The following is a 16,674-nucleotide window of genomic DNA, read 5'->3' as shown; positions in this document are numbered from 1 at the left end:
TAATAAAATCCAACATGTAAATTTATTGTTATTCATATCACAAATTTTTCACTTCTGATTGCGAAATAAACAGCAAAAGCATAAAACCAAATCATTAACATATTAATGAAATCCAAACCGGACATCCGGCCTGAGGAGTATGTGAATGAAAGGTACCGTTTTTGCCGTCGCCCTCAACCATCAAAGCCAGCGTGAAGCCTGGCGTGAGGCCTTTGAAAAAGCCCCCTACAACACGCCGCCGAAAACAGCGGTGTGGTTTATCAAACCGCATAACACGGTGATCCGCGCGGGCGAGCCCATTTCGTTCCCGCAGGGGGAAACGGTGCTGAGCGGCGCGACGGTGGCGCTGGTCGTGGGCAAAACCGCCAGCAAGGTGCGCGTGGAGGACGCCGCGGAGTACATCGCCGGATATGCGCTCGCCAACGAGGTGAGCCTGCCGGAAGAGAGCTTCTACCGCCCTGCCATCAAGGCGAAATGCCGTGACGGATTTTGCCCGCTCGGTGAAATGGTCGCCGTTGGTAACGTGGATAACCTGACCATCATCACCGAGATCAACGGCCGCGAAGCGGACCACTGGAACACGGCCGACCTTCAGCGTAACGCAGCCGAACTGCTGAGCGCCCTGAGCGAGTTCGCTACCCTCAATCCCGGCGATGCGATATTGCTCGGTACCCCGCAAAGCCGCGTTGAGATCCGTCCGGGCGATCGGGTGCGTATTCTGGCGGCAGGTTTTCCGCCGCTGGAAAACCCGGTGGTAGATGAACGCGACGTCGCTCACACGCACCGCACGCCGCCGCACGCCACGCTGTTTGCCCTCGGTCTGAACTATGCCGATCACGCCAGCGAGCTGGACTTCAAGCCGCCCACCGAGCCGCTGGTATTTATCAAAGCGCCAAACACCTTCAACGGCGACAACCAGACGTCGGTGCGCCCGAACAATATCGAGTACATGCACTATGAAGCGGAGCTGGTGGTGGTCATCAGCAAAACGGCGCGTAAGGTGAGCGAAGCCGAGGCGATGGACTATGTTGCGGGCTATACGGTCTGCAACGACTACGCCATCCGCGACTACCTGGAAAACTACTACCGCCCGAACCTGCGGGTGAAAAGCCGCGACGGGCTGACCCCCATTTCCCCAAACGTCGTGCTAAAAGAAGCCATTCCCGACCCGCACAGCCTCGCCCTGCGCACCTTCGTCAACGGCGAGCTGCGTCAGGAAGGCACCACGGCGGATCTGATCTTCAGCATCCCGTACCTGATCGCCTACCTGAGCGACTTTATGACCCTGCAGCCGGGCGACATGATTGCCACCGGCACGCCGAAGGGGCTGTCCGACGTGGTGCCGGGCGATGAGGTGGTGGTTGAAGTGGAAGGCGTGGGACGCCTGGTGAACCGAATTGTGAGTGAGGAGACGGCAAAATGAAAAAGATTAACCACTGGATCAACGGTAAAAACGTCGCGGGCAGCGACTACTTCCACACCACTAACCCGGCCTCCGGCGAGGTCCTGGCAGAAGTGGCCTCAGGCGGAGAAGCCGAAATCCATCAGGCCGTTGCCGCCGCCAAAGAGGCGTTTCCGAAGTGGGCTAATCTGCCGATGAAGGAGCGCGCGCGCCTGATGCGTCGTCTGGGCGATCTGATCGACCAGAACGTGCCGGAGATCGCCGCCATGGAAACCGCCGATACCGGGCTGCCGATCCACCAGACCAAAAACGTGCTCATTCCGCGCGCCTCGCACAACTTCGAGTTCTTCGCCGAGGTGTGCCAGCAGATGAACGGTAAAACCTACCCGGTCGACGACAAGATGCTCAACTACACCCTGGTGCAGCCGGTGGGCGTCTGCGCGCTGGTGTCGCCGTGGAACGTGCCGTTTATGACCGCCACCTGGAAGGTCGCGCCGTGCCTCGCCTTAGGTAATACCGCGGTGCTGAAAATGTCTGAACTCTCCCCGCTAACCGCCGACCGTCTGGGCGAACTGGCCCTCGAAGCGGGTATTCCGGCGGGCGTGCTGAACGTCGTTCAGGGCTATGGCGCCACGGCAGGCGACGCGCTGGTGCGTCATCACGACGTGCGCGCGGTCTCCTTCACCGGCGGCACCGCCACCGGGCGCAACATCATGAAAAACGCCGGGCTGAAGAAGTACTCCATGGAGCTGGGCGGCAAATCCCCGGTGCTGATTTTTGAAGACGCCGACATCGAGCGCGCGCTGGACGCCGCCCTGTTCACCATCTTCTCCATCAACGGCGAGCGCTGCACCGCGGGCTCTCGCATCTTTATCCAGCAGAGCATCTACCCGGAATTCGTCAAGCGCTTTGCCGAACGCGCCAACCGCCTGCGCGTGGGCGACCCGACCGATCCGAACACCCAGATTGGCGCGCTGATTAGCCAGCAGCACTGGGAAAAAGTCTCCGGCTACATCCGCCTCGGCATCGAGGAAGGCGCAACCCTGCTGGCGGGCGGCCCGGACAAACCGACCGACCTGCCTGCGCACCTGAAGGGCGGCAATTTCCTGCGCCCGACCGTGCTGGCGGACGTCGACAACCGCATGCGCGTGGCGCAGGAGGAGATCTTCGGGCCGGTGGCCTGCCTGCTGCCGTTCAAGGACGAAGCGGAAGGGCTGCGCCTGGCCAACGACGTGGAGTACGGCCTGGCGTCGTACATCTGGACCCAGGACGTCAGCAAGGTGCTGCGTCTGGCGCGCAATATCGAAGCGGGCATGGTGTTCGTCAACACCCAGAACGTGCGCGACCTGCGCCAGCCGTTTGGCGGCGTGAAGGCCTCCGGCACCGGCCGCGAGGGCGGCGAGTACAGCTTCGAGGTATTCGCGGAGATGAAGAACGTCTGCATCTCCATGGGCGACCATCCGATTCCAAAGTGGGGGATCTGAGCATGGGTAAATTAGCGTTAGCGGCGAAAATCACCCACGTACCGTCGATGTATCTCTCCGAACTGCCGGGCAAAAACCACGGCTGCCGCCAGGGCGCTATCGATGGGCATAAAGAAATTAGCAAGCGCTGCCGGGAGCTAGGCGTCGATACCATTATCGTCTTCGACACCCACTGGCTGGTGAACAGCGCGTACCACATCAACTGTGCGGACCATTTTTCGGGCGTCTACACCAGCAACGAGCTGCCGCACTTTATCCGCGACATGACCTACGACTACGACGGCAATCCGGAACTCGGCCAGCTCATCGCCGACGAGGCGGTGAAGCTCGGCGTGCGCGCCAAAGCGCACAACATCCCGAGCCTGAAGCTGGAGTATGGCACGCTGGTGCCGATGCGCTACATGAACGCGGATAAGCACTTCAGGGTGGTCTCCATCTCGGCGTTTTGCACGGTTCACGACTTCGCCGACAGCCGCAGGCTGGGCGAGGCCATCGTCAGCGCCATCGAAAAATATGACGGCACCGTGGCGGTGCTCGCCAGCGGCTCGCTGTCGCACCGCTTTATCGACGACCAGCGCGCCGAGGAAGGGATGAACAGCTACACCCGCGAGTTCGACCGCCAGATGGACGAACGCGTGGTGAAGCTGTGGCGCGAGGGTCAGTTCAAAGAATTCTGCAGCATGCTGCCGGAGTACGCCGACTACTGCTACGGCGAGGGCAACATGCACGACACGGTGATGCTCCTGGGCATGCTCGGCTGGGACAAATACGACGGCAAGGTGGAGTTTCTCACCGAGCTGTTCGCCAGCTCCGGCACCGGCCAGGTCAACGCCGTTTTCCCCCTGCCCGCGTAAGGAGCCACCATGCCGCACTTTATTGCTGAATGTACCGACAACATCCGCGAGCAGGCCGACCTGCCGGGGCTGTTCGCCAAAGTGAACGAGGCGCTCGCCGCCACGGGCATCTTCCCGCTCGGCGGTATCCGCAGCCGCGCCCACTGGCTGGACACCTGGCAGATGGCCGACGGCAGGCACGATTACGCCTTTGTCCATATGACGCTGAAGATTGGTTCCGGGCGCAGCCTGGAGAGCCGGGAAGCCGTGGGGGAGATGCTGTTTGGGCTTATCAAAGCGCACTTCGCGGAGCTGATGGCGAGCCGCTACCTGGCGCTGTCGTTTGAGCTTGACGAGCTGCACCCGACCCTTAATTACAAACAGAACAACGTGCACGCGTTGTTTAAGTAATACCGGCACGGCCAGTCCCCTCGCCCCTTTGGGGAGAGGGAGAAAACAAACATAAGACAGGATATCGCCATGCTCGACAAACATACCCATACCCTGATCGCCCATCGTCTGCATCAGGCGGAACTGTCCCGGGAGCAGATCCGCGCGATCTCGCTGGACTATCCGGAGATTACGATTGAAGACGCCTACGCCGTCCAGCGCGAATGGGTCAGCCTGAAGATTGCCGAAGGCCGCGTGCTGAAGGGCCACAAGATCGGTCTCACCTCCAAAGCGATGCAGGCCAGCTCGCAGATTAGCGAGCCGGACTACGGCGCGCTGCTGGACGACATGTTCTTCCACGACGGCAGCGACATTCCCGTCGACCGCTTCATCGTCCCGCGCATTGAAGTGGAGCTAGCCTTCGTGCTGGCAAAACCGCTGCGCGGCCCGAACTGCACTATCTTCGACGTCTACAACGCCACGGACTACGTCATCCCCGCGCTGGAGCTGATCGACGCCCGCTGCCACAACGTCGACCCGGAGACCCAGCGCCCGCGCAAGGTGTTCGACACCATCTCCGATAACGCCGCCAACGCGGGCGTTATCCTCGGCGGCCGTCCGATTAAGCCCGACGAACTGGACCTGCGCTGGATCTCCGCCCTGCTCTACCGCAACGGCGTGATCGAAGAGACCGGCGTGGCCGCAGGCGTGCTTAACCACCCGGCCAACGGCGTGGCGTGGCTGGCCAACAAGCTTGCGCCGTACGACGTGCAGCTTGAGCCGGGGCAAATCATCCTCGGCGGCTCGTTTACCCGCCCGGTGCCCGCCAGCAGGGGCGATACCTTCCACGTCGATTACGGCAACATGGGCTCCATCAGCTGCCGCTTTGTCTAGGAGAGCACGATGCAAAACGCATTTAAAGCGGCGCTGCAGGCAGGCCGTCCGCAAATTGGGTTATGGCTGGGGCTGACCAGCAGCTACAGCGCCGAGCTGCTGGCCGGAGCAGGATTCGACTGGCTGCTGATCGACGGCGAGCACGCGCCGAACAGCGTGCAGACCGTCTTAACCCAGCTGCAGGCTATCGCCCCTTATCCCAGCCAGCCGGTGGTCCGCCCGTCGTGGAACGACCCGGTGCAGATCAAACAGCTGCTGGACGTGGGCGCGCAAACCCTGCTGGTGCCGATGGTGCAAAACGCCGACGAAGCGCGGCTGGCGGTACGTGCCACCCGCTACCCGCCTGCAGGCATTCGCGGGGTGGGCAGCGCACTGGCGCGCGCGTCGCGCTGGAACCGCATTCCCGATTACCTGCAGCAGGCCAACGACGCCATGTGCGTGCTGGTGCAGATTGAAACCCGCGAGGCGCTGAAAAACCTGCCGCAGATCCTGGACGTGGAAGGCGTCGACGGCGTGTTTATCGGCCCGGCGGATCTGAGCGCCGACATGGGCTTTGCCGGCAATCCGCAGCACCCGGAGGTGCAGGCCGCCATCGAGCAGGCGATCGCACAGATACGCGCTGCCGGTAAAGCACCCGGCATCCTGATGGCGAACGAGCAGCTGGCAAAACGCTATCTTGAACTCGGCGCGCTGTTTGTTGCCGTCGGCGTCGACACCACTCTGCTCGCCCGCGGCGCGGAAGCGCTGGCGGCACGTTTTATCGAAAAACCGGTTACGTCAGTTAATAACAATAAATCCGTCTACTAAACGTAAGATCTGGAGCGCACCATGACGACCTCTACCCTGCAAACCCATGATAATAAAGCTGTTGAACATCGCGTCATTCACAAGCTGTTCCGTCGCCTGATCGTTTTTCTTTTTATCCTGTTTGTCTTCTCGTTTCTCGATCGCATCAACATCGGCTTCGCCGGGCTGACGATGGGTAAAGATCTTGGCCTCACGTCAACCATGTTTGGCCTGGCCGCGACGCTGTTTTACGTCACCTACGTGCTGTGCGGCATTCCGAGCAACATCATGCTGGCGAAGATCGGCGCACGCCGCTGGATCGCCGGGATCATGGTGGTGTGGGGAGTTGCCTCTACCTGCACCATGTTCGCCACCAGCCCCGAAACCCTCTACGTACTGCGCATGCTGGTGGGCATTGCCGAAGCCGGTTTCCTGCCGGGTATTCTGGTCTACCTCACCTGGTGGTTCCCGGCCTATCACCGCGCCCGCGCCAACGCGCTGTTTATGATTGCCATGCCGGTCACCATGATGCTCGGCTCGATCCTCTCCGGGTACATTCTGGCGATGGACGGACTGTGGAACCTCAAGGGCTGGCAGTGGCTATTCCTGCTGGAAGGGCTGCCGTCGGTGGTGCTCGGCGTAGTGACCTGGTTTTACCTCAACGACACGCCGGACCAGGCCACCTGGCTGGATGAGGACGAAAAGCAGGCGCTCAAAACGATGATCGCCCGCGAGCAGGAGGGTGCGATTGCCCAATCCGTCACGCCGCGTTCGACGCTGCGCGAGGTGCTGACCCCGGCGGTGCTGCTCTACACGCTGGCCTACTTCTGCCTGACCAATACGCTGAGTGCGATCAACATCTGGACGCCGCAGATCCTGCAAAGCTTTAACACGGGAAGCAGCAACATCGTCATCGGTCTGCTGGCGGCGATCCCGCAGTTTTGCACCATCCTCGGGATGATCTGGTGGAGCCGCCGCTCCGACAGGCTGAAAGAGCGAAAAAAGCACACCATCCTGCCGTACCTGTTCGCTGCGGCGGGATGGATGCTGGCCTCCGCGACGGATCACAGCCTGATCCAGCTGCTTGGCATCATCATGGCCTCAACCGGATCGTTTACCGCCATGGCCATATTCTGGACCACGCCGGATCGGGTTATTAGCCTGCAGTCCCGCGCGGTGGCGCTGGCGGTAATCAACGCCATCGGCAACGTCGGCTCCGCCGTCAGCCCGCTGCTGATTGGGATCCTGCGCGACGCGACCGGCAGCTTCAGCTCGGGGCTGTGGTTTGTGGCCGGGCTGCTGGTGGTCGGCGCGCTGGTGCTGACGCGCATCCCGATGACGCAGCGGGATCAACAGAGGAACGATCGTGTGCCAGAACCCTATCGCCAACATTGATATCAGCAAGGAGTACGACGAAAGTCTGGGCACCGACGATGTGCACTACCAGTCATTTGCCCGCATGGCGGCCTTTTTTGGCCGCGACATGCAGGCGCATCGTCACGACCAGTACTTTCAGATGCACTTTCTCGATACCGGGCAGATTGAGCTCCAGCTCGACGATCACCGCTATTCGGTGCAGGCCCCGCTGTTCGTCCTCACGCCGCCGTCGGTGCCGCACGCGTTTATCACCGAATCCGACAGCGACGGACACGTTCTGACGGTCCGTGAGGATCTGATCTGGCCGCTGCTGGAGGTGCTCTACCCCGGCACGCGGGAGGCGTTTGGCCTGCCGGGGATCTGCCTCTCGCTGGCGGATAAGCCGGACGAGCTGGCGGCGCTGAAGCACTACTGGCAGCTGATCGCCCGCGAATCCACGGAACAGCTGCCCGGGCGCGAGCATACTCTGGTCCTGCTGGCGCAGGCGGTGTTTACCCTGCTGCTGCGCAACGCGAAGCTCGACGACCACGCCTCAGGCGGCATGCGCGGCGAGCTGAAGCTGTTCCAGCGCTTTACCCAGCTGATCGACACCCACTACCACCAGCACTGGACGGTGCCGGAATACGCCAGCGAGCTGCACCTGACCGAATCCCGCCTGACCGATATCTGCCGCCGCTTCGCCAACCGCCCGCCAAAACGCCTGATCTTCGACCGCCAGCTGCGGGAGGCCAGACGCCTGCTGCTCTTCTCCGACAGCACGGTCAGCGAGATTGCCTGGCAGCTGGGGTTCAAAGATCCGGCCTATTTCGCCCGCTTTTTTAACCGCTTAGTGGGATGCTCGCCCAGCGCGTATCGGGCGCAGAAAGTACCGGTTTCCTGAACGCATCACGGTTCGTAGGGCGGGTAAGCGCAGCGCCACCCGCCGAAAAGCCGCACAGATCACAAAACCACATCCCACCCGAAAAGTACCCGTCGTTGTCCCAATCGTCCCTTCACGTTACGCCCCTCTCAGGCTTCAATTAAACAACAAAAACAAAACATAAATTTAACAACACTATTCCGATACGAGGTCCCTATGAAGCCTGAAGAGTTCCGCGCAGACGCCAAACGCCCGTTAACCGGTGAAGAGTATTTAAAAAGCCTGCAGGACGGCCGTGAGATTTACATCTACGGCGAGCGCGTCAAAGACGTCACTACCCATCCGGCGTTTCGCAACGCGGCGGCCTCCATCGCACAGATGTACGACGCGCTGCACAAGCCGGACATGCAGGACACGCTGTGCTGGGGCACCGACACAGGCAGCGGCGGCTATACCCACAAGTTCTTCCGCGTGGCGAAAAGCGCCGACGACCTGCGCCAGCAGCGCGGTGCCATCGCCGAGTGGTCGCGACTGAGCTACGGCTGGATGGGCCGCACGCCGGACTACAAAGCCGCTTTCGGCTGCGCGCTCGGCGCTAACCCGGCCTTCTACGGCCAGTTCGAGCAGAACGCCCGGAACTGGTACACCCGCATTCAGGAAACCGGCCTGTACTTCAACCACGCCATCGTTAACCCGCCGATCGATCGCCACAAGCCGGCGGACGAGGTGAAAGACGTCTACATCAAGCTGGAGAAAGAGACCGACGCCGGGATTATCGTCAGCGGCGCGAAAGTGGTAGCCACCAACTCGGCGCTGACCCACTACAACATGATCGGCTTCGGCTCCGCGCAGGTGATGGGCGAAAACCCTGACTTCGCGCTGATGTTCGTCGCGCCGATGGATGCCGAGGGCGTGAAGCTGATCTCCCGCGCCTCCTACGAGATGGTGGCAGGCGCGACCGGCTCCCCTTACGACTACCCGCTCTCCAGCCGCTTTGACGAGAACGACGCGATCCTGGTGATGGATCACGTGCTTATCCCGTGGGAAAACGTACTGATCTACCGCGATTTCGACCGCTGCCGTCGCTGGACGATGGAAGGCGGTTTCGCCCGCATGTACCCGCTGCAGGCCTGCGTGCGTCTGGCGGTAAAACTCGATTTCATCACCGCCCTGCTGAAGAAATCCCTGGAATGTACCGGTACCCTTGAGTTCCGCGGCGTGCAGGCAGATCTCGGCGAAGTGGTGGCCTGGCGCAACATGTTCTGGGCGCTGAGCGACTCCATGTGTTCCGAAGCCACCCCGTGGGTTAACGGCGCGTATCTGCCGGATCATGCCGCGCTGCAAACCTACCGCGTGATGGCGCCGATGGCCTACGCCAAAATCAAGAACATCATCGAGCGTAACGTGACGTCCGGCCTGATTTACCTGCCGTCCAGCGCCCGGGATCTGAACAATCCGCAGATCGACCAGTATCTGGCGAAATACGTGCGCGGCTCCAACGGCATGGATCACGTCGAACGCATCAAGATTTTGAAACTGATGTGGGACGCCATCGGCAGCGAGTTCGGCGGTCGTCACGAGCTGTACGAAATTAACTACTCCGGCAGCCAGGATGAAATTCGCCTGCAGTGTCTGCGCCAGGCGCAGAGCTCCGGCAACATGGACAAGATGATGGCGATGGTCGACCGCTGCATGTCCGAATACGACCAGCACGGCTGGACCGTACCGCACCTGCACAACAACAGCGATATCAACATGCTCGACAAGCTGCTGAAATAGCGCAGCGGGAGGTTGCAATGCATTCAGATGAACAACGCCTGCGTTTTCGCGACGCAATGAGTAGCCTGTCGGCGGCGGTAAACGTGGTCACCACCGAGGGCGAGGCGGGCCGCTGCGGCATTACCGCCACCGCCGTCTGTTCGGTCACGGACACCCCGCCGTCGGTCATGGTGTGCATCAACGCCAACAGCGCCATGAACCCGGTATTCCAGGGCAACGGCAGGCTGTGCGTTAACGTGCTGAACCACGAGCAGGAGATCATGGCTCGCCATTTCGCCGGGATGACCGGTATGACGATGGAAGAGCGCTTTGCACTCTCCTGCTGGCAGAAAGGGCCGCTGGCGCAGCCTGTGCTCAAGGGTGCGCTCGCCAGCCTTGAAGGTGAGATTAGCCAGGTGCAAACCATCGGCACGCATCTTGTCTACCTTGTTGAAGTTAAAAACATTATCCTGAGTGACGCGGGACACGGCCTGATCTACTTCAGGCGCCGTTTCCACCCGGTCATGCTGGAGGCAGAAGCCGCCTTGTGATGCCCCCTCGCGCTGGCCTTTTTTTCCGGCCAGCGCCGCTTTCTACAAAAACTCCTAAGGTTTCCCCTAAAACACGCCGTTATATAGCCATAAGAGAAATTTTCTGTGACTGAATACTGACACTACCTGTCAGTGCATCCGCATCATTCAGCGCATACCTAAATATACAGGATGACCTTATGGCTAAAACGACGCGTAGCCGCTCGGCTGAACGTCTGGTCGATATTCTGGTTGAGCTACATTTAAACGGTGTGGTAAACCGCAGTGCGCTAATGGAGAAATTTAAAATTACCGAGCGTACCGTCTACCGGGATTTAAATGCCCTCTCTCCCATTGTTGAACATTTCGGTAACGGCCTATATCGGCTGATCCATTCTGCACAATCGCCCGGCGGACAAGGCTTACATCACACCCTTGCTAACTTCCTGAATGCTGACAGCTTTTTCCCTGAAAGAAATACGGAATTCTGGCAGAAGCTTGAAACGCGCGTTGACGAAAACCATATTCTTATTCTTGGCAATGAAGCAGAACACACGGTAGAGCGTGATATTCGCCGTCATTTAACGAAAATCGAGAAATCGATTAAAAACCATAATGTTTGTCAGATCGTTTATAAGGGTAAAACCCGTCTGATTAATCCCTATAAACTCATTAACAAAAAAAATATATGGTATTTACAAGCCACCGAAAATAGCCGCCTGAAATCCTTCTCCTTGAGCCAGATTAGCTGGTTTGATATTCAGAAAACGACCTTCACTCCTGAAGAAAATGTCCTTGAGCTGCTGGAGAAAAGCCTCGACCCTTGGGTATCTGAAGATACTTTCGCAGTGAAAATATTTATTAAAGATAATATTTCACATTACTTCCTGCGCCGCGATCTTCTGCCGGAACAGGAGCTGCTGGAGGAGCACCAGGGCGGCGTCACGCTGCGCTGCCAGGCGGCACACGAGAACCAGATCCTGCCGCTGCTGTTCTACTGGCTCCCCCATATTCAGATACTGGAACCGAGCTGGCTGAAGGAGAAGCTCATCAGAACGCTGGAGAACTATCTGGCAGTGGAACGCAACCCGAATAATCAAGTGATCTCAATCACATAATTTCGCCCACTGGCGGCGAGCCGAAACCGCTCGTCGCCGCCTTTGACCGCTCACCCGGCACTTTCAACCACTCATTCATTTACCGTCCTTTACGCGCGCGTTGATCTGGCACGATCGCTTCAGCATTAATCAATACCTCCTCACAACGAACCCTGACCCTTTTTTCTTTACATAAAAAACCAGGTCTTACTATGGATACTAAAAAACTACTGAAGCACGTGCCCTGGGCCTTACTCGGGATCCTCGGCGCTTTTTGTCTGGCGGTTGTCGCATTGCGCCGGGGCGAACACGTAAGCGCCCTGTGGATCGTGGTCGCGTCCGTTTCCGTCTATCTTGTGGCTTATCGCTACTACAGCTTATACATCGCGCAGAAGGTCATGAAGCTCGACCCGACGCGCGCCACGCCGGCGGTCATTAACAATGACGGCCTGAACTACGTGCCAACCAACCGCTACGTGCTGTTTGGTCACCACTTTGCCGCTATCGCCGGTGCTGGCCCGCTGGTCGGCCCGGTACTGGCCGCGCAGATGGGCTACCTGCCGGGTACGCTCTGGCTGCTGGCGGGCGTGGTGCTGGCCGGTGCGGTGCAGGACTTTATGGTGCTGTTTATCTCTTCTCGCCGTAACGGCGCCTCTCTGGGTGAGATGGTCAAAGAGGAGATGGGTCGCGTGCCGGGGACTATTGCCCTCTTTGGCTGCTTCCTGATCATGATCATCATCCTCGCGGTGCTGGCCCTGATCGTGGTGAAAGCCCTGGCTGAAAGTCCGTGGGGCGTCTTCACCGTCTGCTCAACCGTGCCGATTGCGCTGTTCATGGGGATCTACATGCGCTTCCTGAGACCGGGACGCGTAGGTGAGGTGTCGGTCATTGGTATCGTGCTGCTGGTGGCCTCTATCTACTTCGGCGGCGTGATTGCGCACGACCCTTACTGGGGCCCGGCGCTGACCTTCAAGGACACCACCATCACCTTCGCGCTGATTGGCTATGCGTTTATCTCCGCGCTGCTGCCGGTCTGGCTGATTCTGGCCCCGCGCGACTACCTGGCGACCTTCCTGAAAATCGGCGTGATCGTCGGGCTGGCAATCGGGATTGTGATCATCAACCCTGAACTGAAAATGCCGGCGGTGACCCAGTACATCGACGGTACCGGTCCGCTGTGGAAAGGCGCCCTGTTCCCGTTCCTGTTCATCACCATCGCCTGCGGTGCGGTCTCCGGCTTCCACGCCCTGATCTCCTCCGGTACCACGCCTAAGCTGCTGGCAAACGAGAAAGACGCACGCCTGATCGGCTACGGCGCCATGCTGATGGAGTCCTTCGTGGCGATCATGGCGCTGGTTGCCGCGTCCATCATCGAACCGGGTCTGTACTTCGCAATGAACACCCCTCCGGCGGGTCTCGGTATTACCATGCCGAACCTGCACGAGATGGGCGGCGACAACGCGGCGCTGATTATGGCGCAGCTGAAAGACGCCAGCGCACACGCGGCGGCGACCGTCAGCTCCTGGGGCTTCGTGATTTCGCCTGAGCAGATCATGCAGACCGCGAAGGACATCGGCGAACCGTCCGTGCTGAACCGCGCCGGTGGCGCACCGACGCTGGCTGTCGGTATCGCACACGTGTTCCACAAAGTGCTGCCGTGGGCGGACATGGGCTTCTGGTACCACTTCGGTATTCTGTTCGAAGCGCTGTTTATCCTCACCGCGCTGGACGCCGGTACCCGTGCGGGCCGCTTCATGCTGCAGGATCTGCTGGGTAACTTCGTGCCGTTCCTGAAGAAAACCGACTCTCTGGTAGCAGGCATTCTGGGTACGGCGGGCTGCGTAGGCCTGTGGGGCTACCTGCTGTATCAGGGCGTTGTCGACCCGCTCGGCGGCGTGAAGAGCCTGTGGCCGCTGTTCGGTATCTCTAACCAGATGCTGGCGGCTGTAGCTCTGGTGCTCGGTACCGTTGTCCTCGTGAAGATGAAACGCACCAAATACATCTGGGTTACCGTAGTCCCTGCGCTGTGGCTGCTGCTCTGCACCACCTGGGCGCTTGGCCTGAAGCTGTTCAGCGCCAACCCGCAGCTGGAAGGCTTCTTCTTCATGGCTAACCAGTACAAAGAGAAGATTGCCGCAGGCGGCGCGGATCTGACCGCCCAGCAGATTGCCAACATGAACCATATCGTGGTGAACAACTACACCAACGCGGGTCTGAGCATTCTGTTCCTGGTGGTGGTGTACAGCATCATCTTCTATGGCATCAAAACCTGGCTGAAAGTGCGTAACGCCGACGGCCGTACAGACAAAGAAACCCCGTACGTGCCGGTGCCTGAAGGCGGCGTGAAGACCTCTTCACACCATTAATCCGCAATCCTCACCCTCTCCCTTGGGAGAGGGCTGGGGTGAGGGAAACACAAGCCCAGCGGACTCACATCGCCGGGCTTTTTCTGTCTGGAACCCACAATGTTTGGTAACTTAGGCGAAGCAAAAAAATACCTCGGTCAGGCGGCGAAAATGCTGATTGGCATTCCGGACTATGACAACTACGTTGAGCATATGAAGACCAACCATCCGGATCAGCCGTACATGACCTACACTGAATTCTTCCGCGAGCGTCAGGAAGCGCGCTACGGCGGAAGTGGAGAAGGCGGCGTCCGCTGCTGCTAAAGGAGAGACCATGACCCCGATTGCCGTTACCCTGCTGACCGGTTTCCTCGGCGCCGGTAAAACCACCCTGCTGCGCCACATTCTGAACGAGCAGCACGGCTTCAAAATCGCCGTCATCGAAAACGAATTTGGCGAAGCCTCCGTAGACGACCAGCTGATTGGCGATCGCGCCACGCAGATCAAAACCCTGACCAACGGCTGCATCTGCTGCACCCGCTCTAACGAATTAGAAGATGCCCTGCTGGACCTGCTCGACAGCCGCGATCGCGGGGAAATCGACTTTGACCGCCTGGTGATCGAGTGCACCGGCATGGCCGATCCCGGCCCGATTATTCAGACCTTTTTCTCCCATGAGATCCTTTGTCAGCGCTATCTGCTGGACGGCGTGATTGCCCTGGTTGATGCGGTCCACGCCGACGAACAGATGAACCAGTTCACCATCGCCCAGTCTCAGGTGGGCTACGCCGACCGCATCCTGCTGACCAAAACCGACGTGGCGGGCGAAAGCGAAAAGCTTAGCGAGCGCCTGACCCGCATTAACTCCCGCGCGCCGATTTACACGGTGACGCACGGCGATATCGACCTGTCCCAGCTGTTCAACACCAACGGCTTTATGCTGGAGGAGAACGTCACCGCGAAACCGCGCTTCCACTTTATGGGGGATAAGCAAAACGACGTGGCGTCGATTGTGGTGGAGCTGGACTACCCGGTGGACATCGGCGAGGTTTCGCGCGTAATGGAAAACCTGCTGCTGTCGTTTGCCGACAGGCTGCTGCGCTACAAAGGAATGCTGTGGATTGACGGCGAGCCCAACCGCCTGCTGTTCCAGGGCGTGCAGCGCCTGTACAGCGCCGACTGGGAACGACCGTGGGGCGATGAAGCGCCGCACAGCGTGATGGTGTTTATCGGCATACAACTGCCGGAGGAAGAAATTCGGGCGGCGTTTGCGGGGCTGAAGAAATAACCGCACCGAACATCCCCTCTCCCCTATGGGGAGAGGGCTAGGGTGAAGGGTAAGCCCTGGTATTATTTCACCGCCTCCGGAAGCGTCACAATCCACAGCTCGCTGTCGGACTCCGGCTTCTTCAGCGGCTTCACGCTGAGCGTGGTTTCAACCGGTTTATCATCCAGCGTCAGCTTGCCTTCCGCATTTACCCGGTAATCCTTGAGCTTCTTGCCCTCGACCGGGTTTTGCATCGCTACCTTTACGCCAAAGTCGTTATCGTTCGCCACCGCAAGCGTTTTGCTGTCGATAAGCGCCAGCCCTTCGGCCTTCTCCTGCTGCCAGCCCAACGCGCGCAAATCGACGACCTGCGTTTTAGCCGCAAGGGTAATGCCGCGCTGCGCCAGGGTTTTCTCATCATCAAACTCAGGGTACTCGCCCGGCTTGTCAAAGGCGGAAAGATCGCTCGCCTTGCTGAGGTCCACCTTGTAAATCAGGTTACGCATCCCGTCGTTTTTATCGCTTCCCTGCTCAATCAGCAGGATGTGCTGATTATCGAGCGCCACGATATCGCCGATTTTGGCATCGCTGTTTTTGTCGTAGGCCGCGCTGTCGATAGGGTAACCGTACATCGCGGTTTTGCCGGTTGCCGGATCGAAGCTCACCAGACGCGTAAACAGCGCCTGCTTTTTGCTCTTACCGTCGATGTCCAGCGTGCTCTGCACGGCGGCGATAATGCGTCCGTCCGGCATCCGGGTCAGGCCTTCGAAGCCCCGGTTCGGCTGGCGCCATTTGATGATGTTTGGCAGACCGCCCGCGATGGATTTTTCCCCTTCCGCCGCCTGCGGCCCGTGGATCGCAAGGATTTTGCCTTTGCTGTCGACGTTAATCAGGAACGGGCCGTACTCGTCGCACAGCCAGTAGCCGCCTTTGCCGTCCGGCGTGATGCCTTCCGTATCCAGTCCGCGGTTGTCACCCCTGAGCGTCTTTAAGGTGTCGCTGAACGCCACTTCATTGGTGGAGCCAATCACGCCGCTTTGCAGCGGCAGACCGTTAATCTCGCCTTTATCGTCATGCAGCGGGCGGGCATCAACCGCCTCCGCTTTGCCGTTCTGGACGCGGATAGTCATCAGCAGCGGTGCGAAATTTGGCGTGACAAATATTTTGGCTTCGTTTTTACCCATTTTTGGCGCATCGGCGTTGGGACCGCGATCGGTCACGGTCGCAAACGTCAGGGCATCGCCCTGCTTGCCCGTAAACAGCAGGCCGGAGCCAATGCCCACAGGGAGTCCGTTTGGAAACGCGCTGGCAAACGCGCCGCTGTAGCTCACGTGGGAGCCGTCAGGGAAGCTGACGACATAGCGCTCAGCAGTGGGCTGCGCCGCCAGGCCAGAGAAAGAGAGCGCACAGCCGATTAGCACAGGAATAATTTTTCTTTTCATATTGTTAGCATCCAGTTAGTGAAGCCAACAACGTAAAGAATAAACGTGTCAGAAAAATGACATGGAAGGGAAACCGGCCTGCGCGATTGAACGTATATTCATCGCTCGAAATGTAAGGCTTTGTTGTTTTGTGTGACAGGCGAAACATTTTTGGAAATTATTAGAAACCCAATTAATTCATCTCAAATCACTATCCCCGCCTCGTTCAGT

Annotated in this window: 15 protein-coding genes; 14 read left to right on the top strand and 1 reads right to left on the bottom strand. The window is 59.2% G+C overall.

Going from position 1 to position 16,674, the window contains the following annotated elements:
• Positions 1 to 145 precede the first annotated feature (145 nt).
• The 14 genes from hpaG (at position 146) to yjiA (ending at position 15,043) form a co-directional block, all read left to right on the top strand.
• Complete coding sequence (hpaG, locus tag UR504_RS14645) at positions 146 to 1,423, top strand: 4-hydroxyphenylacetate degradation bifunctional isomerase/decarboxylase (protein ID WP_302235663.1); 1,278 nt, start codon at positions 146 to 148, stop codon at positions 1,421 to 1,423.
• Positions 1,420 to 2,886: a 5-carboxymethyl-2-hydroxymuconate semialdehyde dehydrogenase gene (hpaE, locus tag UR504_RS14640; RefSeq protein ID WP_025912116.1), complete on the top strand. Its 1,467-nt coding sequence runs from the start codon at positions 1,420 to 1,422 to the stop codon at positions 2,884 to 2,886. The genes hpaG and hpaE overlap by 4 nt, the downstream gene beginning before the upstream one ends.
• Before the next feature lie 2 nt (positions 2,887 to 2,888).
• Positions 2,889 to 3,740: a 3,4-dihydroxyphenylacetate 2,3-dioxygenase gene (gene hpaD / locus UR504_RS14635; protein WP_133293729.1), complete on the top strand. Its 852-nt coding sequence runs from the start codon at positions 2,889 to 2,891 to the stop codon at positions 3,738 to 3,740.
• 9 nt (positions 3,741 to 3,749) lie between these two features.
• Entirely contained in the window at positions 3,750 to 4,130 is a 381-nt protein-coding gene (locus UR504_RS14630) for a 5-carboxymethyl-2-hydroxymuconate Delta-isomerase (RefSeq protein WP_271368925.1), read from the top strand.
• Between the two features lie 69 nt (positions 4,131 to 4,199).
• Positions 4,200 to 5,003, top strand: a complete 804-nt coding sequence (gene hpaH / locus UR504_RS14625; RefSeq protein ID WP_302235657.1) for a 2-oxo-hept-4-ene-1,7-dioate hydratase — start codon at positions 4,200 to 4,202, stop codon at positions 5,001 to 5,003.
• Positions 5,004 to 5,012: 9 nt separating this feature from the next.
• The gene (gene hpaI / locus UR504_RS14620; RefSeq protein WP_302235654.1) at positions 5,013 to 5,810 is read left to right on the top strand and encodes a 4-hydroxy-2-oxoheptanedioate aldolase; all 798 of its coding nucleotides are present in this window, start codon (positions 5,013 to 5,015) and stop codon (positions 5,808 to 5,810) included.
• Positions 5,811 to 5,831: 21 nt separating this feature from the next.
• Positions 5,832 to 7,184, top strand: a complete 1,353-nt coding sequence (gene hpaX / locus UR504_RS14615; RefSeq protein ID WP_302235652.1) for a 4-hydroxyphenylacetate permease — start codon at positions 5,832 to 5,834, stop codon at positions 7,182 to 7,184.
• On the top strand, positions 7,156 to 8,046 hold the full coding sequence (hpaA, locus tag UR504_RS14610) for a 4-hydroxyphenylacetate catabolism regulatory protein HpaA (RefSeq protein WP_048028628.1): 891 nt from the start codon (positions 7,156 to 7,158) through the stop codon (positions 8,044 to 8,046). The genes hpaX and hpaA overlap by 29 nt, the downstream gene beginning before the upstream one ends.
• Positions 8,047 to 8,241: 195 nt before the next feature.
• A complete protein-coding gene (hpaB, locus tag UR504_RS14605) occupies positions 8,242 to 9,804 on the top strand; it encodes a 4-hydroxyphenylacetate 3-monooxygenase, oxygenase component (RefSeq protein WP_302235646.1) in 1,563 nt (520 codons plus the stop codon).
• Positions 9,805 to 9,821: 17 nt separating this feature from the next.
• Positions 9,822 to 10,334 (top strand): 4-hydroxyphenylacetate 3-monooxygenase reductase subunit, encoded by a 513-nt coding sequence (locus UR504_RS14600; protein ID WP_111964122.1) that lies wholly within the window; start codon positions 9,822 to 9,824, stop codon positions 10,332 to 10,334.
• A gap of 179 nt (positions 10,335 to 10,513) precedes the next feature.
• Positions 10,514 to 11,431: a helix-turn-helix transcriptional regulator gene (locus tag UR504_RS14595; protein WP_302235644.1), complete on the top strand. Its 918-nt coding sequence runs from the start codon at positions 10,514 to 10,516 to the stop codon at positions 11,429 to 11,431.
• Between the two features lie 191 nt (positions 11,432 to 11,622).
• Positions 11,623 to 13,776 (top strand): carbon starvation CstA family protein, encoded by a 2,154-nt coding sequence (locus UR504_RS14590; protein ID WP_111964124.1) that lies wholly within the window; start codon positions 11,623 to 11,625, stop codon positions 13,774 to 13,776.
• 99 nt (positions 13,777 to 13,875) lie between these two features.
• The gene (locus UR504_RS14585; RefSeq protein WP_320739849.1) at positions 13,876 to 14,079 is read left to right on the top strand and encodes a YbdD/YjiX family protein; all 204 of its coding nucleotides are present in this window, start codon (positions 13,876 to 13,878) and stop codon (positions 14,077 to 14,079) included.
• 10 nt (positions 14,080 to 14,089) lie between these two features.
• Positions 14,090 to 15,043, top strand: coding sequence for a GTPase (gene yjiA, locus UR504_RS14580; RefSeq protein WP_302235641.1), 954 nt, complete (start codon positions 14,090 to 14,092; stop codon positions 15,041 to 15,043).
• 62 nt (positions 15,044 to 15,105) lie between these two features.
• Here yjiA and UR504_RS14575 read toward each other — a convergent pair whose 3' ends face one another.
• Positions 15,106 to 16,464 (bottom strand): esterase-like activity of phytase family protein, encoded by a 1,359-nt coding sequence (locus UR504_RS14575; RefSeq protein ID WP_302235638.1) that lies wholly within the window; start codon positions 16,462 to 16,464, stop codon positions 15,106 to 15,108.
• Positions 16,465 to 16,674: the final 210 nt, after the last annotated feature.

It is taken from the genome of Enterobacter sp. 241F3 (genome assembly GCF_034106785.1).
GTDB classification, from domain to species: Bacteria; Pseudomonadota; Gammaproteobacteria; order Enterobacterales; family Enterobacteriaceae; genus Enterobacter; species Enterobacter vonholyi.
This window is presented reverse-complemented; position numbering and strand designations above follow the sequence as displayed.

What these genes read in the sequence shown, in the direction of transcription:
- hpaG (WP_302235663.1), top strand. Translation starts at nt 146, where the DNA reads ATGAAAGGTACCGTTTTTGCCGTCGCCCTCAACCATCAAAGCCAGCGT.
- hpaE (WP_025912116.1), top strand. Translation starts at nt 1,420, where the DNA reads ATGAAAAAGATTAACCACTGGATCAACGGTAAAAACGTCGCGGGCAGC.
- hpaD (WP_133293729.1), top strand. Translation starts at nt 2,889, where the DNA reads ATGGGTAAATTAGCGTTAGCGGCGAAAATCACCCACGTACCGTCGATG.
- UR504_RS14630 (WP_271368925.1), top strand. Translation starts at nt 3,750, where the DNA reads ATGCCGCACTTTATTGCTGAATGTACCGACAACATCCGCGAGCAGGCC.
- hpaH (WP_302235657.1), top strand. Translation starts at nt 4,200, where the DNA reads ATGCTCGACAAACATACCCATACCCTGATCGCCCATCGTCTGCATCAG.
- hpaI (WP_302235654.1), top strand. Translation starts at nt 5,013, where the DNA reads ATGCAAAACGCATTTAAAGCGGCGCTGCAGGCAGGCCGTCCGCAAATT.
- hpaX (WP_302235652.1), top strand. Translation starts at nt 5,832, where the DNA reads ATGACGACCTCTACCCTGCAAACCCATGATAATAAAGCTGTTGAACAT.
- hpaB (WP_302235646.1), top strand. Translation starts at nt 8,242, where the DNA reads ATGAAGCCTGAAGAGTTCCGCGCAGACGCCAAACGCCCGTTAACCGGT.
- UR504_RS14600 (WP_111964122.1), top strand. Translation starts at nt 9,822, where the DNA reads ATGCATTCAGATGAACAACGCCTGCGTTTTCGCGACGCAATGAGTAGC.
- UR504_RS14595 (WP_302235644.1), top strand. Translation starts at nt 10,514, where the DNA reads ATGGCTAAAACGACGCGTAGCCGCTCGGCTGAACGTCTGGTCGATATT.
- UR504_RS14590 (WP_111964124.1), top strand. Translation starts at nt 11,623, where the DNA reads ATGGATACTAAAAAACTACTGAAGCACGTGCCCTGGGCCTTACTCGGG.
- UR504_RS14585 (WP_320739849.1), top strand. Translation starts at nt 13,876, where the DNA reads ATGTTTGGTAACTTAGGCGAAGCAAAAAAATACCTCGGTCAGGCGGCG.
- yjiA (WP_302235641.1), top strand. Translation starts at nt 14,090, where the DNA reads ATGACCCCGATTGCCGTTACCCTGCTGACCGGTTTCCTCGGCGCCGGT.
- UR504_RS14575 (WP_302235638.1), bottom strand. Translation starts at nt 16,464, where the DNA reads ATGAAAAGAAAAATTATTCCTGTGCTAATCGGCTGTGCGCTCTCTTTC.